General features: G+C 68.9%; 22 protein-coding genes. 8 read left to right on the forward strand and 14 right to left on the reverse strand.

Annotated features, from left to right (window positions below; genetic code table 11):
• Positions 1-11: 11 nt before the first annotated feature.
• Complete coding sequence (rdgB, locus tag ACSZL9_RS05245) at positions 12-620, reverse strand: RdgB/HAM1 family non-canonical purine NTP pyrophosphatase (RefSeq protein WP_446664411.1); 609 nt, start codon at positions 618-620, stop codon at positions 12-14.
• Positions 617-1,375 carry a ribonuclease PH gene (gene rph / locus ACSZL9_RS05250; RefSeq protein WP_446664412.1) on the reverse strand — a complete coding sequence of 253 codons (759 nt, stop codon included), beginning with the start codon at positions 1,373-1,375 and terminating at the stop codon, positions 617-619. Before rph ends, rdgB begins: the two co-directional genes overlap by 4 nt.
• A 204-nt stretch (positions 1,376-1,579) precedes the next feature.
• Between rph and ACSZL9_RS05255 the strand changes: the two genes are divergently transcribed.
• The 3 genes from ACSZL9_RS05255 to ACSZL9_RS05265 are packed head-to-tail and all read left to right on the forward strand — an operon-like array spanning position 1,580 to position 4,324.
• The gene (locus ACSZL9_RS05255; RefSeq protein ID WP_446664413.1) at positions 1,580-2,755 is read left to right on the forward strand and encodes an SPFH domain-containing protein; all 1,176 of its coding nucleotides are present in this window, start codon (positions 1,580-1,582) and stop codon (positions 2,753-2,755) included.
• Between the two features lie 10 nt (positions 2,756-2,765).
• The gene (locus ACSZL9_RS05260; protein ID WP_446664414.1) at positions 2,766-3,977 is read left to right on the forward strand and encodes a hypothetical protein; all 1,212 of its coding nucleotides are present in this window, start codon (positions 2,766-2,768) and stop codon (positions 3,975-3,977) included.
• Positions 3,974-4,324 (forward strand): hypothetical protein, encoded by a 351-nt coding sequence (locus tag ACSZL9_RS05265; RefSeq protein WP_446664415.1) that lies wholly within the window; start codon positions 3,974-3,976, stop codon positions 4,322-4,324. Before ACSZL9_RS05260 ends, ACSZL9_RS05265 begins: the two co-directional genes overlap by 4 nt.
• 87 nt (positions 4,325-4,411) lie before the next feature.
• Here ACSZL9_RS05265 and ACSZL9_RS05270 read toward each other — a convergent pair whose 3' ends face one another.
• The 4 genes from ACSZL9_RS05270 to ACSZL9_RS05285 form a co-directional block, all read right to left on the reverse strand.
• Positions 4,412-5,194: an MBL fold metallo-hydrolase gene (locus ACSZL9_RS05270; protein ID WP_446664416.1), complete on the reverse strand. Its 783-nt coding sequence runs from the start codon at positions 5,192-5,194 to the stop codon at positions 4,412-4,414.
• 79 nt (positions 5,195-5,273) lie between these two features.
• Positions 5,274-6,134 carry a glutamate racemase gene (gene murI / locus ACSZL9_RS05275; RefSeq protein WP_446665108.1) on the reverse strand — a complete coding sequence of 287 codons (861 nt, stop codon included), beginning with the start codon at positions 6,132-6,134 and terminating at the stop codon, positions 5,274-5,276.
• 197 nt (positions 6,135-6,331) lie between these two features.
• Positions 6,332-7,117, reverse strand: a complete 786-nt coding sequence (locus ACSZL9_RS05280; protein ID WP_446664417.1) for a fumarylacetoacetate hydrolase family protein — start codon at positions 7,115-7,117, stop codon at positions 6,332-6,334.
• 27 nt (positions 7,118-7,144) lie between these two features.
• Entirely contained in the window at positions 7,145-8,035 is an 891-nt protein-coding gene (locus ACSZL9_RS05285) for an SGNH/GDSL hydrolase family protein (protein ID WP_446664418.1), read from the reverse strand.
• Positions 8,036-8,131: 96 nt separating this feature from the next.
• Here ACSZL9_RS05285 and ACSZL9_RS05290 point away from each other — a divergent pair, with 96 nt between their 5' ends.
• Complete coding sequence (locus ACSZL9_RS05290) at positions 8,132-9,040, forward strand: 3-methyladenine DNA glycosylase (protein WP_446664419.1); 909 nt, start codon at positions 8,132-8,134, stop codon at positions 9,038-9,040.
• On the opposite strand, the gene cimA is transcribed toward ACSZL9_RS05290, so the two are convergent.
• The 3 genes from cimA to ACSZL9_RS05305 all read right to left on the reverse strand — a co-directional run bounded on the left by cimA (position 9,012) and on the right by ACSZL9_RS05305 (position 12,842).
• Entirely contained in the window at positions 9,012-10,598 is a 1,587-nt protein-coding gene (gene cimA, locus ACSZL9_RS05295) for a citramalate synthase (protein ID WP_446664420.1), read from the reverse strand. The two genes, ACSZL9_RS05290 and cimA, sit on opposite strands and share 29 nt — an antisense overlap.
• Before the next feature lie 430 nt (positions 10,599-11,028).
• Positions 11,029-12,513, reverse strand: coding sequence for an RNA polymerase sigma factor (locus ACSZL9_RS05300; protein ID WP_446664421.1), 1,485 nt, complete (start codon positions 12,511-12,513; stop codon positions 11,029-11,031).
• 128 nt (positions 12,514-12,641) lie between these two features.
• Positions 12,642-12,842, reverse strand: a complete 201-nt coding sequence (locus ACSZL9_RS05305; protein ID WP_446664422.1) for a hypothetical protein — start codon at positions 12,840-12,842, stop codon at positions 12,642-12,644.
• Positions 12,843-12,935: 93 nt separating this feature from the next.
• Between ACSZL9_RS05305 and ACSZL9_RS05310 the strand changes: the two genes are divergently transcribed.
• Both ACSZL9_RS05310 and ACSZL9_RS05315 read left to right on the forward strand, forming a co-directional pair.
• Complete coding sequence (locus ACSZL9_RS05310; RefSeq protein WP_446664423.1) at positions 12,936-13,238, forward strand: hypothetical protein; 303 nt, start codon at positions 12,936-12,938, stop codon at positions 13,236-13,238.
• On the forward strand, positions 13,231-13,632 hold the full coding sequence (locus ACSZL9_RS05315; protein WP_446664424.1) for a sugar transferase: 402 nt from the start codon (positions 13,231-13,233) through the stop codon (positions 13,630-13,632). The genes ACSZL9_RS05310 and ACSZL9_RS05315 overlap by 8 nt, the downstream gene beginning before the upstream one ends.
• Before the next feature lie 21 nt (positions 13,633-13,653).
• Here the strand turns inward: ACSZL9_RS05315 and ACSZL9_RS05320 are convergent, their stop codons facing one another.
• The 3 genes from ACSZL9_RS05320 to ACSZL9_RS05330 all read right to left on the reverse strand — a co-directional run bounded on the left by ACSZL9_RS05320 (position 13,654) and on the right by ACSZL9_RS05330 (position 16,786).
• Entirely contained in the window at positions 13,654-14,478 is an 825-nt protein-coding gene (locus ACSZL9_RS05320; RefSeq protein ID WP_446664425.1) for an HAD family hydrolase, read from the reverse strand.
• Between the two features lie 22 nt (positions 14,479-14,500).
• Positions 14,501-15,601 (reverse strand): branched-chain amino acid aminotransferase, encoded by a 1,101-nt coding sequence (locus ACSZL9_RS05325; protein WP_446664426.1) that lies wholly within the window; start codon positions 15,599-15,601, stop codon positions 14,501-14,503.
• A 129-nt stretch (positions 15,602-15,730) separates the two neighbouring features.
• Positions 15,731-16,786: a 3-isopropylmalate dehydrogenase gene (locus ACSZL9_RS05330; RefSeq protein ID WP_446664427.1), complete on the reverse strand. Its 1,056-nt coding sequence runs from the start codon at positions 16,784-16,786 to the stop codon at positions 15,731-15,733.
• A gap of 608 nt (positions 16,787-17,394) precedes the next feature.
• On the opposite strand from ACSZL9_RS05330, the gene ACSZL9_RS05335 reads away from it, so the two are divergent.
• A complete protein-coding gene (locus ACSZL9_RS05335) occupies positions 17,395-20,601 on the forward strand; it encodes an ATP-binding protein (RefSeq protein ID WP_446664428.1) in 3,207 nt (1,068 codons plus the stop codon).
• A 38-nt stretch (positions 20,602-20,639) separates the two neighbouring features.
• Here the strand turns inward: ACSZL9_RS05335 and ACSZL9_RS05340 are convergent, their stop codons facing one another.
• Together ACSZL9_RS05340 and ACSZL9_RS05345 are read right to left on the reverse strand one after the other, a co-directional pair.
• The gene (locus ACSZL9_RS05340) at positions 20,640-21,458 is read right to left on the reverse strand and encodes an ABC transporter permease (RefSeq protein WP_446664429.1); all 819 of its coding nucleotides are present in this window, start codon (positions 21,456-21,458) and stop codon (positions 20,640-20,642) included.
• Complete coding sequence (locus ACSZL9_RS05345; protein ID WP_446664430.1) at positions 21,455-22,483, reverse strand: ATP-binding cassette domain-containing protein; 1,029 nt, start codon at positions 22,481-22,483, stop codon at positions 21,455-21,457. The genes ACSZL9_RS05340 and ACSZL9_RS05345 overlap by 4 nt, the downstream gene beginning before the upstream one ends.
• A gap of 235 nt (positions 22,484-22,718) precedes the next feature.
• Between ACSZL9_RS05345 and ACSZL9_RS05350 the strand changes: the two genes are divergently transcribed.
• Positions 22,719-24,248 (forward strand): polysaccharide pyruvyl transferase family protein, encoded by a 1,530-nt coding sequence (locus tag ACSZL9_RS05350; RefSeq protein ID WP_446664431.1) that lies wholly within the window; start codon positions 22,719-22,721, stop codon positions 24,246-24,248.
• The last annotated feature ends 27 nt before the right edge of the window (positions 24,249-24,275 follow it).

A 24,275-nucleotide genomic window follows, 5' to 3' on the forward strand; every position in this document is an offset into this window, starting at 1 on the left:
ACTGGGAGGACCTATCGTCCTAACAACTCCGTAATGTCCGCCCGCAGTGCACGCAGTGCCTTGCCACGGTGCGAGATGGAGTTCTTCTCCTCCGGCGACACCTCGGCGAGCGACCGACCATCCGGCAACTCGAAGATCGGGTCGTAGCCGAAACCGTTGTCGCCGCGCTGGGTCCGGGAGATGACTCCGTGCAGTTGACCCACGCGTGACCGCTCGGTGCCGTCCGGCAACGCCAGCACCACGCAGCACACGAAGTGCGCGGTCAGCCGATCGGCCGGCACGTCACCGGTCTGCGCGAGCAAGAGGTCGATGTTGGCTTGGTCGGCACCGTGTGTCCCGGACCAGCGCGCCGAGAAGACACCGGGACAACCGCCCAGCACATCCACCGCGAGGCCCGAATCATCAGCAATGGCAGGCAGGCCCGTCGCCTTGGCGACCGCGTGTGCCTTGAGCGAGGAGTTCTCCAGGAAGGTCACGCCGGTCTCGACGACGTCCTCCAACTCGGGGAACGACCCGACGGACACGACCTCGACGTCGGCCAGCTCGGGCACTTCCGCGATCAGCTGGCGCATCTCCCGCAACTTGCCCTCGTTGCGGGTGGCAAGCACCAGGGTGGTCACTGGTCGCGCTCCCGGGCAGGAGCGTCGAGCGCCTCCTGCTGCAGGGCGGTCAGGTCGCCGATCCCCTTCTCCGCCAAGGCAAGCAGCGCGTCGAGCTCCTTGCGGTCGAAGGGTGCGCCCTCGGCGGTGCCCTGCACCTCGACGAACCCGCCTGCACCGGTCATCACGACGTTCATGTCCGTCTCGGCCGTGGAGTCCTCGGGGTAGTCCAGGTCCAGCACGGGCTGTCCCTTGACGATGCCGACGCTGACAGCGGCGATCGAGCCGGTCAGCGGCTTGGCCTTCGCGGCGATGAGGCCCTTCTCACGGGCGTCCGCGATCGCGTCGACCAGGGCGACATACGCGCCGGTGATCGAGGCGGTGCGGGTGCCGCCGTCGGCCTGCAGGACGTCGCAGTCGAGCACGATGGTGTTCTCGCCCAGCGCCTTGGTGTCGATGATGGCGCGCAGCGAGCGGCCGATCAGCCGGGAGATCTCGTGGGTGCGCCCGCCGACCTTGCCCTTGCGCGACTCGCGGCTGGAGCGGGTGTTGGTCGAGCGCGGCAGCATTTCGTATTCAGCCGTCACCCAGCCGGTGCCCTGCCCGGCCAGCCAGCGCGGCACGCCGGCGGTGAACGATGCCGCGACCAGCACCCGAGTCTTGCCGAACTCCACCAGCACACTGCCCTCGGCGTGGTCCAGCCAGTTGCGGGTGATGCGCACCTCGCGCAGCTGGTCCTGGGCACGCCCGTCATGTCGGGTCACGTCATCAGTCATGCGTGCCAGCGTAAGAGGCGGGCGTCGTTTCGATCGAGCGGCATACCTCGTGATTGAGCGGCGCACCGAATCGGGCGGGATCCATATGACGGTCGATGCGCAGGTATGCCGCTCGATCAGGGGTCGCCCTCCGGGCGGTGTGGACACGGTGTGGTGCAGCGGACCCGGCTGCGCGGGGCGCGCGCCATACCTAAGCTGTCCGTCATGGGACTCATGGACAAGCTCAGGGGCGAACTCGTCGACATCATCGAGTGGGTCGACGACTCACACTCGGCGCTGGCGTGGCGCTTCCCCCGCTACAACAACGAGATCAAGAACGGCGCGAAACTGATCGTCCGGGAGGGGCAGGAAGCGGTCTTCGTGCACACCGGCAAGCTGGCCGACCGCTTCGGCCCGGGGATGTACGAGCTGACCACCGAGAACCTGCCGATCATGGCGACCCTGCAGGGTTGGCAGCACGGCTTCAACAGCCCCTTCCGCAGCGAGGTCTACTTCATCAACACCCGCCCGGTCACCGACTTCCGGTGGGGCACAGCCAATCCCGTGACCGTGCGCGACCCCGACTTCAAGATGGTGCAACTGCGCGCCAACGGCCTGTGCGTCGTGCGGGTCGTCGACCCGGCGATCTTCCTGCGCGAGGTCATCGGCACCGACAGCCGTGTCGACATCGACGAGATCGGCGAGCTGCTGCGCCGGGTGATCACCCTGGCGTTCTCCGACATGGTGATGGAGACCAAGCTCGGCGTCATCGACCTGCAGGGTAGGCAGGTCGAACTCTCCGCGAAGCTGCGCGACTTCGTCGCCGAACGCGTCGACGACGAATACGGCCTGGGCATCGACTCGATCACGATGAACATCTCGCTGCCGGACGAGATCACCAATGCCATGACGCGCGGCGTCGCCAAGGGTGTCGAAGCCGCCGGTTGGACGAACAACCTCGGTGACATGCAGCGCTACCAGCAGGCAATGGCAGCAGAGGCGATGACGACCGCCGCCGGCAACGAGGGCGGCGGCGCGATGGGCCAGATGATGGCGGCCGGGATGGGCGCCGCCATGGGCGCGCAGATGGCCGGCCAGACGACGGGTTCGTTGGCTGGCCAGCCTGCCGGCACTCCCCCGCCGTTGCCCGGTGGGAAGACCTTCTACGTCGCCGTGAACGGACAGCAGCAGGGACCGTTCACCGTCGACCAGTTGCGTGCGTCCGGGCAGGTGACACCGCAGTCGCTGGTCTGGGCCGCGGGTATGCCGCAATGGGCGCCCGCCTCCGGTGTGCCGGAGTTGGCCGCTCTCTTCGCCCCGACCCCGCCGCCGCTGCCGAACGCGACCCCGCCGGCGCCACCCGCTCCGCCGGCAGACGGTCCGGACGCTCCGCAGGCCTGACGCCATACCGATGACCGACCAGCCGAGGGACCCCGACCAGCCGCCGCCGCTCCCGACACCTCCGCCGCTGCCCCAACCTGCCCGGCTCCCCGATCCGGGCGCGCTCCAGGACCCGGGACAGATCCAGCGGACCGAGCGCACCCGCACCTACCCGTGCCCGCAGTGCGGGGCGAACCTGTTCTACGAGCCCGGGCACCACCGGTTGCTGTGCCGCGCCTGCGGGCACGCCGAGGCGCTGACCGCACCGACCGGCACCGTCGGCAAGCGTGATCTCCGGCAGGCGATGCGCGAGCTCGCGCACCGGATCGACGAGAGCAACCACGGACAGCGCCAGTCGCTCACGCGTGAGGTCGTCTGCCAGAACTGTGGTGGCAGAACGTCATTCGAAGGCACCTTGACCGCGACCAGGTGCCCCTACTGCGCCACGCCGATCCAACGCAACGACCTGCAGAAGGCACCCGAGCGGTTGCCGATCGACGGTGTGCTGCCCTTCCAGATCGACCAGCAGACCGCACACGCCAACGTCAAGAAGTGGATCAACAGCCGCTGGTTCGCACCCACCGAGTTCAAGACCTACCGCCAGGTGGGTTCATTCACCAGCATCTACCTGAGCTACTTCGCGTATGACGCCCAGACCGTCAGCCACTACACCGGGAAGCGCGGGCAGCACTACACCGTCACGGTCGGCAGCGGCAAGGATCGGCACACGGAGATCCGCACGCGATGGCACCGCGTCTCGGGCAAGGTGTCCAACAGCTTCCGTGACGTGCTCCAGCCGGCGAACACCGGCTTGGACCACAAGAAGATCATGGAGCTCGAGCCCTGGCCGATCCCGGCCGCGCAGCCGTATTCACCGCAGTATGTCGCCGGTCACCTCAGCCGCACCTACGACGAGGACGCCAACCAACGCTTCAAGCACGGCGCACGCGGTCAGATGGATGCGGTCATCGAGAGCACGGTGCGCCGGGACATCGGCGGCGACGAGCAGCGGGTGGAAAACGTGCAGACCTCATACAAGATGCTCACCTTCGCGCAGTTGCTGTTGCCGGTGTGGTTGCTCACCGTGACCTACGAGGGCAAGCCCTTCCAGGTCTTCATCAACGGTGTGACCGGTGAGGTGCAGGGCCGACGCCCGTGGAGCAAGGTCAAGATCGCGTTCGCGATCGTGGCCGCAATAATCGTTATCACCATCGTCGCCGTTGTTGTCAAGATGGTCCGATGAGCGACGCCGCGACGATCCGAGACCGCATCCGCGCCGACCTGCTGCCGGCGATGCGGGAGCGCGAGGAGTCGCGGGTGCGTGCGCTGCGGTCGGCGCTCGGTGCGATCGACAACGCCGAAGCAACGCCGACCATGGCCCGTGCCGGTGCCATCGAGGACGCGTCCGTCGGCGTGGGCAGCACCGAAGCTGCCCGTCAGGAGCTGTCGGCAGCCGACCTGCACCGAGTCCTGCAGGCCGAGGTCGACGAGTGGGAGACCGCAGCCGCAGAATGTGCCGCCTCCGCGCCGGAGTGGGCACAGCAGTTGCGAGACGAGGCCGCGGTCATCGCGGCATACGTCCCGCACTGACGACCGTCGGCACTTCGGGACCGACTCACCCCCACAACCCGTCCCGACCAACCGACCGTCGGCACTTCGGGACGCTCGCCGGCCGCCTCAGAGGTCGTATGTCGCAAACGGCTCGGCCAGCTCGACCTCGCCCGGCCAGACCGACGCGGCCTGCTTGCAGCACACCTCGGGGTCGTTCCACGCCGGGATGTGCGTGAGCATCAACCGGCGCACGCCACCGGCAGCGACAGCGGCCTCGGCAGCCCGCCGGCCGGACAGGTGGATCCCCTCCGCGTCGTCCCGCTCGTCACAGAACGCCGAGTCCGCGAGCGCGATGTCGGCGCCGGTGAGCAACGGCGTCAGGGCCGGGGTGCTGTCGGTGTCACCGGTGTAGGCCAGCACCTTGCCGCCGGCCTCGACCCGCAGGCCGAACGCCTCCACCGGGTGATTGACGCGGTATGCCGTCACGGTGAACGGACCGACGGTGAACGATGCACCGTCGCCGAGGTCGCGGAAGTCGAACTCCGGCTCCAGCACCGACGGGTCGTTGGCTTCCTCGTCGGTGACTCCGGCGGCACGTGCGACCCGCAGGCCGGTGCCGCGCGGACCCCACACCGGCACTGTCACCGACTGCGGGTGCACCGGGTGATAGCGCAGCACGACGTGCAGGCCGGACAGGTCGGCGCAGTGGTCCGGGTGCAGGTGCGAGAGCACGACCGCGTCGAGCTCCAGCGGGTCGATGAACCGCTGCAGCGTGCCGAGCGCACCGTTGCCCATGTCGAGCGCGATGTTCCAGGTGCGGCCCTCGTGCTCGGCCTGCACCAGGTAGCAGGAGGCAGGCGAGTCGGGTCCGGCGAACGAGCCGGAACAGCCCACGACCGTCAGCTTCATGAAATTTCCTTGTCTGTCGCAATGCGGCTCGGGGTGCGTCCGGGTAGCGGGGTGCGGACTCCCCGCGACGCGACGGACCTCAAGCCTCCTGCCGTTCTCGTGAATGACTTCCGTGTCGGAAGTTGCCGGTGAAGACGTGGTCGAATTCGGGACCGAGACCGAGGAATCGCCTTGCCAACCTTCGGAATTCGTCGGGGTCGCCGGTCGTGGTGAACGAGTGCCCGGGCGCTGTGCTGTCCGCGCGGAGCATGTCGGTGTCAGCGAGGACGCGGTAGAGATCCTTGGCCGTCTCCTCCGCCGACGACACGAGCGTGACGCCGTCGCCCATGACGTAGGCGATGACGCCGGTCAGCAGCGGGTAGTGCGTGCACCCGAGCACCAGGGTGTCGACGTCGTCCGCCTTCAGCGGTTCCAGGTAGGTCCGCGCGCACGCCAGCAGCTCTGGGCCGCCGGTGACGCCGGCTTCGACGAACTCCACGAACCGCGGGCACGGGACGTTGACGACGTGCAGGTCGGGGGCCGCCGCGAACGCGTCCGGGTAGGCACGGGACTGGCAGGTGCCGCGGGTGGAGATGACGCCGACCCGGCCGTTGCTGGTGGCGCGCACCGCTCGCCGCACAGCCGGGCGAATCACCTCGACGACGGGGACGTCATACCGCTCCCGAGCGTCGTGCAACACGGCGGCCGACGCGGTGTTGCAGGCGATCACCAGCGCCTTGACACCGTGGTCGACGAGCCGGTCCAGGCACTCCAGCGCGAGGGCCCGCACCTCACCGATCCGTCGCGGGCCGTATGGCGCATGGGCGGTGTCGCCGAGGTAGGCGATCGACTCGTGCGGCAGCTGGTCGAGCACCGCGCGGGCGACGGTCAGTCCGCCATACCCGCTGTCGAAGATGCCGATCGGTGCATCGCGGCGCTCCGCGGGGGTGTCTTCGGGCAGCGGTGTCCGAGGCTTTTGGGGCTCTCGGGGGCTACGGGGCGGCGCTGCGGACACGATCTCCAGCCTAAGGTCTCGCCCGTGCCACTTCGACCTGTTCGCGCGTCGATCACGTCACACCTCGGTCACACCTCAGTCACAGGTGAGACAGCCATGAGACATGCAGCGGACGCCTCGGTCAGTGCTCGGGCAAACCTCGGTCAGTCCTCGTCGTCGGTATGCCGCACGAACGGGTTGTCGAGGACGCCGATGTCGCCGATCTCCACGGTCACTCGCTGCCCGGGCTGCACGGGACCCACGCCTTCGGGGGTGCCGGTCAGGATGACGTCGCCGGGAAGGAGGGTGAACGCCTTGGACGCGTAGGACACCAGCGTCGCGACGTCGAAGATCATGTCGGCGCTGGTGCCGTCCTGCACGGCGTCGCCGTCGAGGCGGGTGACGACGTGCTGCTGCGTCGGGTCGAGGTCGGTCTCGATCCACGGCCCGAGCGGGCAGAAGGTGTCGAAGCCCTTGGCACGCGACCACTGGCCGTCGGACTTCTGCAGGTCGCGGGCGGTGACGTCGTTGGCGCAGGTGTAGCCGAAGATCACCGACCGGGCTTCCTCCGGCTCGATGTCCTTGCACATGCGGCCGATGACGACGGCGAGCTCGCCCTCGTAGTCGACGCGCTCGGACTGCGGCGGCATGACAACCGGGTCGCCCGGACCGGCGACAGCGGTGTTGGGGATGAGGAACATCAACGGCTCCGCCGGCACGTCGTGGCCGAGCTCGGCAGCATGCTCGGCGTAGTTGCGGCCGATGCCGATCACCTTGGAGCGCGGGATGACGGGAGCTAGCAGCCGCACCTCGTCGACCGTGGTCGTGACTCCGGTCAGCTCGATCTTGGTGTAGAGCGGGTCGCCGGAGATCTCGGCGATCTTCTCGCCGGCTCCGTCGACCAGCCCGAATGTCGGATCCTCACCAGTGGTGTATCTCGCGATGCGCACCGGCTAAGACTACCGACGCAAGGTCACTCAGGCTTTCAGGTATGGCGCGAGCGCCCACCACATCAGCGTGTAGCCGGCGTCGTTGGCGTGGATGTTCTGCAGGCTGCACATCCACGTCCAGGTGCAGATGCGGGCGACGTTGGTGGGGATCTCGCCGAACGACGTCTTGACCATCGGGGTGTCCGCGTCGCTGAGGAACGCCTTGGCGATGTCGGCGACCGGCGCGTCGATGGTCTTGGCCGCCGTCGCGATCGAGCCGTTGAAGGTGTGCGCGAGCGTCTCGGACAGCTTTGCCAGCTTCTGCCCGTCCGGCCCGGTCAGGTAGGCCGCCAGGAACGGGTTGTAGTAGTTGAGCACGACGATCTTCGCGTTCGGCGCCGCCGCGTGCAGCTTCTGCAGGATCGTCGGCAGGTTGGTCGCCACGTCGGACAACCCCTTGGTCAGGCAACCGAAGTCGATGTCGGAGCCCTCGACACAACGCTGAATGTCGTTGGCTCCCAAGTCGATCGTGACGACACCCTTGGTCTTGGCATGCGCCTTGAGGAAGGCCAGTGCCTTGGTCTGCTGGCTCTGCGCAGGGTCCCCGCCACCGCAGATCGCACCGTTGGTGAAGGTGTTGGTGTCCTCCCCCGAGCACGCGTAGTTCGTCAGCGTGATGTTCGGGTTCTGCAGCTTCAGCATCTGCAGGGCGCCCCCGACATACCCGCCGGTCTTGTTGTCGCCCTTGCCCGGCTGGTAGCCGGCCGCCAGTGAGTCACCGAGCGCGAGATACCACTGCGGCGCGGTCGAGGTGGCCGAGCGCGTCAAGCTCCCGCTTGCCGGTGACCGGTGCGGGGCCGCATCAGCTGCGGTCATCGGTAGTGACGCGGTGGCGGCGGCGATCGCGGTGGCCGTGACGAGGGCGAGCTGACGGCGCATGACGGTGCGCTCCTTTTCGCAGATGACCTGAGCACGTTCACTCTAGCCAGCGATGTGACCCGGGCCACTCGCTTCGGAAAAGTTAGACTCGCGCAGATGTCCACTCGCCTGTCGTATGCCGCCTGGGCGCCGCTCGCCGCCGCGCACGAGCGCCGGGTCGACGAACTGACCGCGGCACACCGGCAACGCCGCCGCGGCGGGCGCGCGCACCCGGTCGAGGACTTCCTGTTCACCTACTACTCGCACCGCCCCAGCCGGTTGCGCCGCTGGCACCCGGGAGTCGGCGTCGGGCTCGAGGACGCCGACGCACGTGCGGACTGGCCGCTCTACCGACAGGTCGACGGCGCCGTCGAGGTCGACCTGCCGCTCTTCCTCGAAAAGCGTGGTTCGACAGTGCGATTCATCAGATCGCTGCTGTCGGCGACCGCGGAGCGCACGCCGATGCTGGGCTGCTTCGGGCTGCACGAGTGGGCGATGGTCTACCGCGCCGGGGACGTCCGGCACGAGGACTGGCCGTTGCGACTGGGCGGTGCAGGCACCGACGAGGTCGTGGAGCGGCATACGATCCGGTGCTCGCACTACGACGCGTTCCGCTTCTTCACCGACGATGCCCGGCCGCGCAACACGCTCCAGCCGACGCGCGAGCGGCAGGTCGCCATGGAGCAGCCCGGCTGTTTGCATGCCGGCATGGATCTCTACAAGTGGGCCTACAAGCTGACGCCCGCCATACCCGGTGAGCTGGTGGTGGACTGCTTCGAGCTGGCCAGGGACATCCGGACGCTCGACATGCAGGCGTCGCCATATGACCTGAGTGAGCTGGGTTATCGCGCCGTGCCGATCGAGACGCCGGAAGGCAAGGCTGAATACGTGCGCCGGCAAAGGGAATTCGCCGACCGGGGTCAGGCGCTCCGGCAGCGGCTGCTCACGGTCTGCGACACGATCCTCACGCCCTCACCATCAACTCCGCCGAGTGACATCAGGTCCGGGGCTGCACACCGCGCTTGAGCAGTCCGTAGGTGAACGAGTCGACCAGCGCGGTCCAGCTGGCGTGCACGATGTTCGGCGCAACGCCCAGGGTCTGCCAGCTGCCCGCCTCGTCGCTGGTCTCGATCAGCACGCGGGTCGTGGCGTCGGTGCCGTGCGAGGCGTCCAGGATGCGCACCCGGAAGTCGATCAGCTCGAATGCCGCCAGCTCCGGGTAGGCATCGGCGAGCGCCTCGCGCAGCGCGTGGTCGAGTGCGTTGACCGGGCCGTTGCCCTCGCCGGTCGCGACGACCCGCTTGCCCGCGGCGCGCAGCTTGACCGTCGCCTCCGACAGGGACGGCTGGTCGGCGCCGTTCGAGTCGGTGATGATCCGCCAGGACTCCGCCGCGAAGTAGTCCAGCGGCTCCCCAGTGACCTCCTCACGCAGCAGCAGCTCGAAGGACGCGTCGGCGGCGTCGAAGGTCCAGCCTTGCTGCTCGTATTCCTTGACCCGCTTGACGATTCGCGCCGCCAGTCCTGGGTCATGCGTCAGGTCGTAGCCGAGCTCCTTGGCCTTCAGCTCGATGCTCGCGCGACCGGCCATGTCCGAGACGAGCGTGCGCATCGAGTTGCCGACCAGTGCCGGATCGGTGTGTTGGTAGAGGTCGGGGTCGACCTTCAGAGCCGACGCGTGCAGGCCGGCCTTGTGCGCGAAGGCACTCGCTCCGACATACGGCTGACGCCCGTAGGGCACGACGTTGGTGACCTCGCTGATGGCGTGACTCAGGTGCAGGGCGCGGCGCAGCCGGTCCGGGTCGATGACCTCGCGGCCGAGCTTGAGCTGCAGATTGCTGACGACGGTGATCAGGTCGGCGTTGCCGGTGCGTTCGCCATATCCGTTGATGGTGCCCTGCACGTGGTCGGCGCCAGCCTCGACTGCGGCCAGCGAATTGGCCACCGCGCAACCGGTGTCGTTGTGGCAGTGGATGCCGAGCCGTGCCTGCGTGCGGGTCAGCACGTCGCCGACGACATCGGTGACCTGCGGCGGCAGCATCCCGCCGTTGGTGTCGCACAGCGCGATCACCTCGGCGCCGGCAGCGGCCGCGGTCTGCACCACCTCCAGCGCGTATGCCGGGTCGGTGCGGTAGCCGTCGAAGAAGTGCTCGGCGTCCAGGAAGACCGAACGCCCTTCTCCGGTCAGGAAACTCACCGTGTCGGCGATCATCGCGAGGTTCTCGGCCGGTGTCGTGTGCAGCGCCTCGGTGACGTGCCGCGAGTGCGACTTGGCGACGAGCGTGACGACCTGGGTCTGCGCGTCGAGCAGTGCGCGCACCTGCGGGTCGTCGGCCGCGTTGCTCCCGGCTCGCCGGGTGGAGCCGAAGGCAGCAAGGGTGGCGTGCTGCAACTGCAACTCGGTGCGAGCGCGGGCGAAGAACTCGGTGTCCTTGGGGTTGGCACCGGGCCAGCCGCCTTCGATGAATCCCACGCCGAGCTCGTCCAGGTATGCCGCGATCGCGAGCTTGTCGCCCACCGACAGGTTGAGCCCCTCTTGCTGGGCACCGTCGCGCAGGGTGGTGTCGTAGACGTGGAAGTCGGTCATGGCGAGTGCGCCTTTCGGGCCTTTTGGTGGCCTTGCGTTGCCTGGTCCTGCGTGGCCGCGTCGGCCGGTCCTTCGCTCGCGTCGGGTGTGGGTGGCCCGGACACGAAAAAACCTCCCGGGGTAACGGGAGGTTGCGCGTCGGACCGGGTCCGACGCGCTAGCTGATAATGACCTGTGCGGGGATGACCGCGGTCACGAGTGAAGCCACGCGCACATGATGCCACCAGAGGTCCGATGCGTGACACCGGCGTCTTGCCATACGGACAAGATGACGAGCTGAAGTTGGGGCGGCGGCCCCCTGAACCGCCGCCATCACCAGTGAAGAGTCCCGAGCCCGCGATCCGTGACGCGGAGTGCGCGCATGGATGCGTGCAGGAATGCATGCGCAGGTGATGACTGCCCGGGTGAATCCTGTGCGGGGCGGCGCGGCTCAGCCGAAGATCCAGCACAACCACCACGGCGTGCACCGCGGCGGCGGGGTCGTCGGGCTGCCCGTCGGCGTCGGTTTCGGCGGCGGGGTCTTCGTCCGGCTGGGTGGTGAGGTCGGCGGCATCGTCCGGGTGCTGGTCGAGGTGGACGACGGTCGTGGCGACGTCGTCGAGGAGGGCCGCGGCGACGTGGTCGAGGTGGTGCGCGGGGCCGTCGTGGTGCGTCGCTGCGGCGGAGAGGTCCGCTTGCGGGTCGAGGTAACCGGCGCGACCGGCACCGATGACTGCACGGATGAGGGCGCGGACGTCGGGGCCGGACGCGTGCTGCTGGTCCGGCCAACCTGCGTGCTGACCGGCGGCAGCGCAGTCGCCGATCGGGCGGCACGGTCGGCCGCCGAGCTGCCGCGGGTTGCCGAGGTGCGAGTCGCGTCGTCGGACGCCCGGCTGCTGCCGGGCGCCATCGAGCTGTTCACCGAGTTGTCCATCGAGCTGTGCACCGAGCTGTGCACCGAGCTGTGCACCGAGGTACTGGTCGCGGCTTGCGGCGGCGGGGTGTCCCCGCTGCGGGTCAGCGCGAAGGCCGAGCACGCTCCGGCGACCGTCACTGCTGTCGCCGTGCCGAGCACCGCGAGTTTGCGCGACTGCCCGGCCCCGTGCCCGCCGAACTTCAGCCACAGTGCACCGCCGGCGGCATGGGTCGCGTGACCGGCTGTCGCCCAGGCGATGCCCGGTCCGAGTGCGAGCAGCGCCGGCAACAACACACCCCGCAGGTCGCGGTCGAGGATGCGCAGATCGGCCAGCCGTCGGGCACACGCCGAGCAGTCCTCGACGTGGTCGCGCACCTCCGGCGCGCCGGCCGCGCCGTCGTCCGCCAGCAGCTCCACCAGTCGGGGCACGAACGGCTCGCACTCGGGCGCGATGCCGTGTGTAGAGGTGTGCACCTGGATGTAGGCCGTCCGGAAGCCGGCCCGCGCGCGCCGGGCCAGCGCCGCGACGGCGTTCGGGGACATGTCCAGGTCCGCCGCTATGGCGGTGTTCTTGTCGTGGTCGACGGCGGTGCGCCACAGCACGTGTTGCCAACGACGCGGCAAGGAGCCGAATGCCTCGCGCACGAGGCCGAGCTCCGCGTGGTGCGCGACCGGGTCGAGTGCTCCGTGCTGCACGCCTTCGTAGTCGGAGATCTCGTCGGTCAGCACGTCGGCGGAGGAGGACCGACGGGCGCGGTTGGCCGCCTGGTTGCGGACCGCGACCAGCAGGTAGCCGCGCACGGACGCCGACGGACCGCCGTTGTTGCTGACAGCATGCAGCATCCCGGCGAACGCGTCGGAGGCGAATTCCTCGGCATCACGGGGCTGGCGGCTGACCCTTCGGGCCGCGGCCAGGGTCGCCGGGTAGTGGCGCGACCACAGCTCGGCCATCGCACTCTGGTCACCATCGCGGACGAGGGTCAGCAGATCTGCGTCGTCGGTCTCGGCGAGGATGCTCATCGCAGCCTCGCCGTCCGCGCAGCGCACAGGGTCATGTCACGTCTCTCGGGTGTGGTCGGCAGCGGCCAGATTGTCCCACAGTAGGTCGCTCAGGGGTGAGTTGTCGGAGCAAGCAGCCCCCAGGCACCTCAGAGCGCTCCCGCACTGCGCACCATCGCGACCGACGCCTCCCCCACGTCGGACAGGGCATGCAACAGGTCCACCGGGTCGATCTGTGTCGGCCGCAGGCGCGACTCCTCCACCAACCGGCTGTAGGTGCGCACGGCAGCAGCAAGCGTGCGGAACTCCTCGGACCCATGGTCCAGCTCCGCGGGGTGTTCACCGGCCACGTCATACCTCCCTGATTTCTGCCGTCATCAGGAAGGACTCGCGACCGGCGAAAGTGTGACGCGAGGCCTCCGCGTCACTTTTTCGGAGCTGCCGTGTCCTACCCGGTGACGGCATACATCCGCAGACAGGAGCAATCACCCATGGACCAGCACGACTCCGGCACCTCGGCGGCCGAGCTCTCCGGGCAGCTGCAGCGCGAGCTGACCCGGGCACTCGCCTCCACCGCGGACGCACCGGGCGTCGAACGTTATGTCGCCTGGTTGCGCGCCTCGATCGACCGGCTGGCCGCGAACGGCGGCGCCGACGAGGTGCAGGCCGTCCGTGACGAGTGGTTCGACACGCGCCCGCGCAGCGCCCGGCGCGCAACGAACGCAGGTCCTCGTGTCCATGCCTGAGCCCGCCGCCCTACCTCGCTTGCACCCGATACGACGCCGCGCGTCCGCTGGACCCGTCGGCCGGTTCGTCGCCGCCTGCACCCACGCACTCGACAAGGTGCTGGCCGTGCTCGCTCTCGTGATCGCGAGCCCGGTCTTCGTCGGTATGGCGCTACTGGCCCGCCGCCGGCCGGGTCGACAACTGCTGCGCAGTCAGCGCCGAATCGGCGTCAACGGCACGGTCTTCCGGCAGTTGGCCTTCCGCACCCGTCGGCGGCGGCCGGCTCTCGACGCATTGCCGCAGCTGATCAACGTGCTGCGCGGCGAGATGTCGATGGTCGGACCCCGCGCACCCCGCCCCGAGCAGTTGTGCCGCCAGCTGCGCGTGCGGCCCGGCATCATCAACCTCCGATAGAGCGACCGTCGCGCGACTGAGCTACAGGCGCTCCAGCACCTGTGCGACACCGTCGTCGACATTGCTGGCACAGGTGTGGTCGGCCGCGGCGATCACGTCGGGGTGCCCATTGGCCATCGCGTATGACGTGCCGGCCCAGCGCAGCATCGGCAGGTCGTTGGGCATGTCCCCGAACGCCCACACCTCGGCCGCGTCGATGCCGAGCGTGTCGCACCAGTGCTGCAGACCGCTGGCCTTCGTGACCCCCGGTGCGGCGATCTCGGCCGGGCCGCCGTGGTGTGACTGGGCGACGGTCGCCCGGTCCCCCAACGCCTCGGCCACTGCCGCGACGAAACCGGCGTCGTCGGTCTCCCCGCGACGGGCAAGCAGCTTGCCGACGGCGGCGTCGGGAGCGAGCTCGGCCAGCGGAGCGTGCACCGTCGCGCCCTGCGGGAACCAGTCCGACTTCTCCGCGGGTGTCCACTCCAGCGGGATGCCGGGATAGTCGGGGCTGACGTGCACGCCGGCGGCGAGTTCGGCCAGGAAGCCGACCCCTGGGAAGCGCTCGCGCAGAGTTGCTTCCAACTCCAGCACGAGATCCCTTGGCATTGCATGGGATTGGCGCACGGTCTGGGTCGGCACGTCATACACGAAAGCGCCGTTGGCGCAGATCGCCGTGCCGTGCTCGCCGACGAGCGACTCCAGGGACCGCAGCCAGCGCGGCGGGCGCGCGGTCACCACGACCGACTCGATGCCCAGCTCGGGCAACCGGTGCCACGCAGCAGCTGTTCGGGCGGAGACCGTCGCGTCCGGACCGAGCAACGTGCCGTCCAGGTCGCTGGCCACCAGCCGGGGACGCCCCGTCATCGAGCGCGAAGAGCGTTGCGACTCATGCGAGTCGGGTCAGCCAGCCGTGGGTGTCCTCGACCCGGCCGTACTGGATGTCCAGCAGCGTCTCCCGGATCTTGGTCGCGATCTCGTCGACGTGCCCGTCGCGCCGGTGGTCGCACGAGCCACCCTCCCAGCGCAGCTCACCGACCGGTGTGACGACGGCTGCGGTGCCGCAGGCGAAGACCTCGGCGAGCTCGCCGCTGTCGGCGGCGTCCTTCCACTCCTGGATCGGGATGCGGCGCTCCTCCGGCGACAGTCCGAGCTCCTTGGCCATCTCCAGGATCGAGCTGCGGGTGACGCCCTCGAGGATCGATCCGGTCAGCTCGGGCGTGACGATCCGGCCGTCCTTGTAGACCAGGAAGAGGTTCATGCCGCCGAGCTCTTCGATGTAGGTGTGCGTCGAGGAGTCCAGGAAGACCGCCTGGTCACATCCGGCGGCGATGCCCTCCAGCTGCCCGGCGAGCGAGGACGCGTAGTTGCCGCCGCACTTTGCGCCACCGGTGCCACCCTCACCGGCTCGCGCGTAGTCGGTCGAGATCCACAGGTTGACCGGCTTGATGCCGTCGCCGCCGAAGTAGGCGCCGGCCGGGGATGCGATCACCGAGTAGGTCACCCGCTTCGCCGGACGGACACCGAGGAATGCCTCGGAGGCGAACATGAAGGGCCGCAGGTAGAGCGACGCCTCGCCGCCGTCACCGGCCTCGGGCACCCACACCTTGTCGATCGCGACGAGCTCCTTGAGGGACTGGATGAAGTCCTCCTCGGGCAGCACCGGAAGCGCCAATCGCGTTGCGCTGCGGGCAAACCGGGCCGCGTTGGCTTCCGGACGGAAGGTCCACACCGAACCGTCGGCGTGCCGGTAGGCCTTCATCCCCTCGAAGATCTCCTGCGCGTAGTGAAGGACGGCCGCGGCCGGGTCGAGCTGGAACGGCGCGTATGCCGTGACGCTCGCGTCATGCCAACCACCGTCCGCGTCCCACTCGATGCGGGCCATGTGGTCGGTGAAGTAGTTGCCGAAGCCCGGGTCGGCGAGGACCTTCTCGCGGTCGGCTTCGCTCGCGCGGTCGGTGCGCTCGGTGACCGTGAACTGCAGGCCCATGACTTCCTCCGGGTGGCTTCGTGCTCGTTGGTTGGACTTCCAAGCAATAGCGTAGGCCCACGGCGCCGACCACGTGGAAGCGGTCGGTGACGTGGGCCACATGCGCTGGGCGGTATGCCGCGGCGGCGACTACCCCAGGCGCGCAGCGATCGCGTCGCCGACCTCTGTCGTCGACCGCGGTGCGTCGCCGCGGGCGGCGAGATCTGCGGACACTGCGTCCTGCACGCGCTGCGCCGCAGCGTCGTGGCCCAAGTGCGCCAGCAGTAGACCCACCGACAGGATGGCCGCGGTGGGGTCAGCGATGCCCTTGCCGGCGATGTCCGGCGCGGAGCCGTGCACCGGCTCGAACATGCTCGGCGCGGTGCGGTCGGGGTTGATGTTCCCCGACGCGGCCAGGCCGATGCCACCAGTCACAGCGGCTGCGAGGTCGGTGATGATGTCGCCGAAGAGGTTGTCGGTGACGATGACGTCGAAGCGGCCGGGGTCGGTCGCCAGATAGATCGTCGCAGCGTCGACGTGGGTGTAATCCGTTGTCACGTCGGGGAACTCGGCGCCGACCTCCTCGACGGTGCGGCGCCACAGGTGGCCGGCGTGGGTGAGCACGTTGTGCTTGTGCACCAGCGTCAGCTTCTTGCGCTCGCGCGCCTGGGCACGAGCGAACGCGTCCCGCACCGTCCGCTCGGCACCGAAGCGGGTGTTGACGCTGACCTCGGTCGCCAGCTCGTGCGGCGTGCCGACCCGCAGCGCCCCGCCGTTGCCGGTGTAGGGCCCCTCGGTGCCCTCGCGCACGACGACGAAGTCGATACCGTCCGGTGCGACCTTCGCGACGTCGAGCGGGGACGAGGTGCCCGGGAAGAGCTTCGACGGACGCAGGTTGATGTAGTGATCGAGCTCGAAGCGCAGCCGCAGCAGGAGGTTTCGCTCCAGCACGCCGCTGGGCACCGACGGATCACCGATAGCCCCCAGCAGGATCGCGTCGTGCCCGCGGAGCTCGTCGAGCACGCCGTCCGGGAGAGTCTCACCGGTCTCGTGCCAGCGCCGCGCGCCGAGGTCGTACTCAGTGCGGTCCACCTTGGCGTCAGTCACCGCGTCGAGGACCTTCAGCCCTTCTGCGACAACCTCCGGACCGATGCCGTCACCGCCGATGACGGCGAGATTGATGTTCTGCGTGGGAGCTGTCGTCATACCGCCAGAGTAATCACACGTCTCGCCATACGATATTCAAATCTTGTATGTCGGACGGGCACAGCGACCGCCGGCCCACGACGGACACCCGGACGCACGACCCCGCACCCGCCCCACACAGAAAAGGGCCCCGACCGGAATCCGGTCGGGGCCCCTCTTTCTAGGAGAATGCATCGCGCGCTGAACACGATGCGATGCGCGAGAGTCGCCAACACCCGACAACTCCCTCGCAGCTCTGCGCTCCTGCCGATGCAGGAGTCGAAGCAGCGACGTCAGTCGCGCAGGTCCATGGACTCCTGCAGTGCGCGACGGGTTTCCAGCTGTTCTTCGGTCATGATGCGGTCCTTCTGGTCAAACGCGGCCACGGTGCTCCCCCGTTGGAACGAAGCCGGGCGAAAGTTCGAAAAAGATTGGCGAGTGGTCAGCGGCAACGCGGGATCTCCGCGACGAGAGGCTGACCTAGAACTCGCCGCGGCAGCCGATGAGGATGAGGCTCCGCTTCATGTCGTCAAAGGTACGCCGCCGCGTCCGCTCTGCGATACCCGAATCTCACCATATGAACACGGTGCAATATCACACCGATGTCGCGCGCGGACTACGCTCTCGGTGTGAGCCTCCGGTTGATCGTGCTGCCCGAGATCTCCTTCGACGGCACCGTCATCCGGAGCGTCGCCATCGGCCGCCTGGCTGCCACGCTCTGCGGCGATCTGCATGCGGGCGTCAGCAGCAGCCGCCTGATCGACGAACTCTGGCCGCAACAGCGGCCCGAACACCCGGCCAAGGCACTGCAGGTCCTGGTCTCCCGCGCCCGCTCGACGCTCGGCCACGACACCATCGCCAACACCCCCACCGGTTACCGCCTCACCCTCGGCGACGACGAGACCGACGCGGCGGCGATCGGGCTGCGCCTGACAGCAGCCCGCCGAGCCGCTCGCGACAATGACGCCACGTCCGCGCTCGCTCACGCCGATGCCGGTCTCGCGCTCTGGCCGGACGCGACCCGTGACGGCCTCGACCCGGACGACCCGCTGGACCGACTGCGCCTCGACATATTGCCGGTGCTGGCCAACCTGCACCGCGAACGAGCACTGGCGCTTGCCGCGCTGGGCCGCCACGAGGAGGCGCGGGCGCCGCTCGAGACGTGCATGGCCGACTTCCCCGGCGATGAAACCGTGCTCGCTGCACTGCTGCGCGCCGAGGCCGCGACCGGATCCGCCGCGGCCGCACTGGAGCGCTACGAACGCCATCGCCGCGCGCTGCGTGACCAACTCGGCACCGACCCCGGGCCCGCGCTGCAGTCCGTCCACCGACAGTTGCTCGACCATGACCGCCCACAGATCCGGGTCGGCGTCGAGCACGATCCCAACCCGTTGCTCGGCCGCGACCGCGACGTCGAAGCAGTGACTGCATTGACCGGCACGTCCCGGGTCACCTCGATCATCGGCCCCGGCGGGCTCGGCAAGACCCGCCTGGCGCACGCGGTGAGCCGTGGCGCGCTGCACCGCACGGTGCAGTTCGTCGGTCTGGCCGGCGTGACCGATCCGGTCAACGTCGCCACGGAGGTCGCGTCGGCGCTGGGCGTCACGGGCGTGAGCTCGCGCACTGCGCTCACCACCGAGGTCCCGACCGACGTTGCCACCTCGATCGCCCGGAACCTGTCCGGCAGCTCGGCCCTGCTCGTGCTGGACAACTGCGAGCACGTGCTGCCCGGCGTTGTCGAGCTGGTGCGCAGCCTCGTCGCGCAGGTGCCCGAGCTGCACATTCTGACCACGAGCCGCGCGCCGCTCGGGCTGTCCTCCGAGACGGTCTACCCCCTCGCCGAACTCGCGTCGGACACTGCCGTCGAGCTGTTCACCCAGCGCGCTCGCGCGGTGCGCCCGGAGATCGACCTTCCCGATGACGTCGTACGCCGCCTGTGCACCCGCCTGGACGGTCTGCCGCTCGCCCTCGAACTGGCCGCGGCACGCACCAATGTGCTGTCGGTGGAGCAGATCGAGCAACGGCTGGGTGACCGCTTCGCGTTGCTCAACAGGGGCGCACGCGACGCGCCGGATCGGCACCGCACCCTGCAGGCCGTCATCGACTGGAGCTGGCAGCTGCTCGGCACGCCCGAGCAGCAGGCCCTGGCGATCCTCTCCGTCTTCGCCGACGGCTTCGACCTCGACGCTGCCGAGGTGGTGCTCTCCGCGGCCGGCTCGGCGCCGGCGTCCGATCCGGTCGACGTGGTGGAGCACCTGGTCGACCAGTCGCTGCTGCGCCGGGTGGACCGCGACGGGCGACCGCGCTTCCGGATGCTGGAGACCGTGCGCGAGTTCGGCGCCGAGCAACTGGACCGTGCCGGATGCACCGCGGATGCCGTGCAGGCGGTCACCGGATGGGCTGCCGATGTCGCCCGCGCCAACGGTCAGGTCATCTTCGGCCGAGAGCCCGACGCCGCGCTGCAGACACTGCTGGCGGAGGAGGACAACCTCTCTGCCGCACTGCGATCCGCGCTGGCCACCGACGACGTGGCAGCTGCGGCCGCGATCTTCGGTGCACTCGCCGGTGTGTGGTCGCTCCAATCACGGCACGAGCAGGTCTTCGGGCCGGCGGCCGACGCCATACGCGCCATCAGCCACTACCGGCCCGGGCCGGACGACGTCGAGATCACCCGGCAGGCGCTCGTGCTCGGCGCGGTCAGCCTCAACATCGTCGGCAATCCCACCGGCCTGCGCGCCATCGTGCTGCTGCAGCGACTGCCTCCCGCGCAGGAGCGCGGCATGATCGAGGCGCTCGGGCGGCTGATCACCGACAACGGTGCGCGGCTGCCGAAGGCCGCCAAACTCCTCGACGCCGACCGTGCGCTCGCGCTCGCCGAGTCGGCGGACCCGATGCTGCGTGTCACGGCGTTGTTGCTCGGTTCGCACATCCTGGAGAACGACGGGCGCGTCCGTCAGGCACTGAAGGTCGCTCGCAGCGCAGTGCACGAGGAAGCCTCCGCCTCCAGTGTGTGGGGCAGCTTGGTGCTGCGTTCCCGGATCGCCGAATTGGCAGCATCGATGGGCGAATACGCCGAAGCCGCCACGGCTGCCGAGCAGATCCTGCCGCTGCTGGAGCGCTTCGGCGCGCAGGGCGACATCACCTCGATGCGCTGGATCCTCGCGATGCTGCACCTGCACCGCGGTGACGTCGACGCGGCGGCGGATCAGTTGCGGGCCGCCGGCCAGGAAGCAACCGACGACTCGTTCGGTGAGGGCACGACCGGGCTGACAATCCGTGCCGAGCTCGACCTGGCCCGCGGCGAGATCACCTCGGGGCTGCGCCGCTACCGTGCCGCGGTCGAGCACGCCGAGACGCGCTCGCACCTGGCGCCGTTCATCGGCGAGGAGACCACGACTCCGTGGGTGACCATTGCGCGCGCCGGCAGCCTCGCCGCGCACGCGACGCACGACCGGCTGGCCGACGTTCCCGACCTGGCCCAGACACTCGCGACGTCGTTGCACAGCGTCGCCGACAACGTCTCGCACCCCGCGTCGCTGGTCATCCGGGTCGATCTGCCGGTCTGCGGCTGCGCCGTGCTCGGGCTCAGCTATGCACTCTCCGCCTCTGCGACCACCGCCGCGGAACGCGCACACGCGGCACGCGGCGTCGCACTGTCCGACGCACTGGGTGTGTCACGCACTCCCCCGACGATGTCCCGGGAACGCGCGCAGCAACTCGCCATACAGACCGATGCGTCGGCATACGCCTCCGCGGGGAAGCTGTATGCCGACGCCGATCGCGACGAGTCGCTGCAGCACCTCAGCGACTGGCTGGGCGGCCTGCCGCAGAGCTGACGACAGAGCTGAAGTCAGAGCTGTCGTCAGAGCTGTCGTCAGAGCTGTCGTCGATAACCGCGGACCGCGAGCGGGAGGAAGACCGCCACGACCGCTGCGCACGCGAGCAGTGCCCAACCGACCTCACCGTTGACCGTGCCGTCGTTCGCCAGCGAACGCAGCGCCGACACCACGTGCGAGACCGGGTTGACCTGCACGAAGCTCTCCAGCCAGTCCGGCAGTGTCGACGTCGGCACGTAGGCGTTGGACAGGAAGGTCAGCGGGAAGAGCACCATCATCGAGATGCCCTGCAGCCCCTGTGCCGACTTCATGATCGTGCCGAGGAAGGTGAACACCCACGACAGCGACCACGCCGCGACGATCATCAGCAGGCCCGCGGCGACGACACCGAGGACACCACCACCTGGCCGATACCCCATCGCGATGCCGACAAGGAACGTCAGCGTCGTGGCAATCGTGTAGCGGAGCGTGTCCGCGACGGCCGGGCCGGCCAGCGCCGCAACGCGTGACATCGGCAGCGACTTGAACCTGTCGAAGACGCCCTTCTCCATATCCTCCCGCAGGGTCACGCCTGTCGCCATACAGGTCGTGAGTGAGGTCTGCACGAGGATGCCCGGCACCAGCAACGGCAGGTAGTCCGACACGTCGCCGGCGATCGCGCCGCCGAAGATCAGCCCGAACATCGGTGTGAACAAAAGAGGTTGGAGCGTCACGTCGAAGAACTGCTCCGGGTTGCGGCGCATCTTCTGCACGGCACGCCCGGTCATCAGCAGGATCTGTCGCAGCGTCTCCCGTGGACTGACCCGCGAGCGGAGCTCGGGCAGCGGCATACGTTCGGGTGCGGTGAGTGCGGTCATCGCCAAACCTCCATCGTGTCGAGCTGCGAGGGCGCAGCGGAGTGGGTGCCGTCATCGGAGCGGTCCTCGGAGCGGTCGGAGTCAGAGGTGGCCGGCGCGCCGGTCAGGGCGAGGAAGACCTCGTCCAGGGTCGGCTCCTCGACCTTCACCTCGCGCACGCTGATCTCGTTGCGCCGCAACGCGATCAGCGCATCGGCGGCCTCGTCGGCGCGCTCCATCGGCACCGTGAGCCGCGCCGCCTCCGGCGTGCGACTGGCCGGACGGCCGAGGACCTGCCCGACCGCGCGGGCGGCGGCGTCCATGTCCGCCGGGTCCGCCAGCCGGACCGCCAGTGTCGACCGGCCGACGGACGCCTTGAGCTCCCCCGAGGTGCCCTCAGCGACCTTGCGGCCCTTGTCGATCACGGCGATCCGGTCGGCGAGCTGGTCGGCCTCGTCGAGATACTGCGTGGTCAGCAGGATCGTCGAACCCTGCCGGACGAGGTCGCGGATCGTGTCCCACATCTGACCGCGGGTGCGCGGATCGAGACCGGTGGTCGGCTCGTCCAGGAAGATCAACGGCGGCGACGCGATGAGGCTTGCCGCCAGGTCGAGCCGGCGCCGCATCCCGCCGGAGAACTTCTCCAGCAAGCGGTCCCCCGCCTCGGTGAGGCCGAAGCGGTCGAGCAGGTCCCCCGCAGTCGCTCGCGCCCGTTGCTTGTGCTGCCCGTGGATGCGTGCGAAAAGCACGAGATTCTCACGGGCAGTGAGCTTTTCGTCGACCGAGGCATACTGCCCGGTCAGGCCGATCAGTTGCCGCACCTTGTGCGGTTCGTCGTGCACATCGACGCCGAAGATGCGCGCCGAGCCCGCGTCTATCCGCAGCAGTGTCGCGAGCATGCTCAACGTCGTCGTCTTACCGGCGCCGTTCGGGCCGAGCACGCCATACACCTCACCCGGCTCGACCCACAGGTCGATGCCGTCGACGGCGTGCACGGTGTCGAATCGCTTGACCAGGCCAGTGGCGTCGACAGCAGGTCGAGTCATGGTGGTTGCCCCCACTCGAGATCGTCGAGGTCCTCATCGGACCCTGCCGGCACTCTGCCGGCGTGGGAACCACTTCACCCGAGGTCGGATTCCTGGCGGTTTCACATCGGTTTCATGCGTTCGAACCTGACATCGCGCACCGCTGACTAGGCTGCTGGAACCAAACACGTGCAGTCGACGGCCCGCGACTGTCACGCTCAGATCGGGGCGGGCCGGAGACAATGAGCGACAAACAATGACCAAGCGGTTCCTCATGCGACTCGGCAAGACGCCGTTCGACGTCGTCGACGCTTTCCACACCCTCGACCGCAACACTCTCGGCACCAACAACGGCAACCTCGTCTACGGTGCCGCCGCGCACAAGCTCTTCTCCACCGAGGGCACCGTCGTCGATGCCACGCACTACACGATGAACGCTGCGATGGCCGATCGGGTCAACGAGGAGTACGACGGGTTCATCCTGCCGTTGGCCAACGCGTTCCGGCCGGAGTTCGAGAACGAACTGCTCCGGACCGCGCAGTTCCTCGAACGCCTGAAGATCCCGTTCCTGATGCTGTCCGGCGGCGCGCAGTTGCCGCTCGACGGTGACCCCGCCGCGCTGCAGAAGATGGAGCCGACCGTCAAGCGTTTCGCCCGGGCGGTGCTGCAGGGTTCCAGCCGGTTGTCGGTCCGCGGCGAGCTGAGCGCCGACTACCTGCGCTCGCTGGGGTTCGACGACGTCGTGGTCATCGGCTGTCCCTCGATGACATTGCACGGTCGCGGGCACCGGGTCGAGGTTCCGGAGACGCTCGCCCTCGGGTCGGCCGTCGCCTACAACCTGGAGACGAAGGACCCCTTCGGGGGCGAACTCATCCAGGACGCCGAGCGGCACTACCGGGCGACATACCTACCGCAAGAGCACGGCACCCTCGAGCTGATGCTGTGGGCGACAGCGCCATACGACGACGCAGACCTGCGGCTGCCGCTCGACGCATCGCACCAACAGTTCGCCGCCGGTATGGCGGAGTTCTACCTGGACGCCTACCCGTGGATCACCCGGCTCAGCGAGATGGATTTCTCCTTCGGCGCCCGCGCCCACGGCAACATCGCCGCCATCCTCGGCGGCACGCCCAGCGTCATGCTCGCGCACGACTCACGCACGCTCGAACTCGCGCGCTACCACGGGATTCCGTGCGTGGTGCGCGGCGAGGGAACTATGCCGGACACGGTGCAAGACCTCTACGCACTGGCCGACTACGACGAGTTCAACCGTGGCCACGGCGAGCGCTTCGACCGGCTGAGCGACTTCATCCACGAGAACGGATTCGAGCACATCTACGACCCCGGGCAGGAGGCTGCCCGCGCCGACTACGAGGCCCGGATCGCCGCCGTGCAGTTCCCGCCGCCGGTCCGCCCGACCTGGCAGGACCGCCCTGCCGACGTGGCGCACCGGCACGCGGTGCTGCAGGAGCGCAGCAACAAGCAGAAGAAGCAACAGGCGGCGTTGCGACGTGACCTCGGTCGGCTGCAGAGCACGAGCAAGGACGAGCTGGCCAAGCTGAGTCGCCGGCTGGACGAGGCCGAGAAGCGAGCGGCCGCTGCCGAAGAACGCGCACGGGCTGCCGAGCAGCGCGCCGGACGCGCCGCCAAGAAGGCGGCCGACCTCGACAAGCGGTTGCGCGCCGTCTCCGCCGAGGCCGAACGGGCCGACGACCGGTCACAACGCGCGGTCCGCGTGCCGAGCCGCGTGCGCAACGCGCTGGGTCGGCTGGGGTCCGGCGACTGACGCCGGTGACCGGGCGACAAACCCTGA

The sequence above is a fragment of the Flexivirga sp. B27 genome (assembly GCF_052905685.1).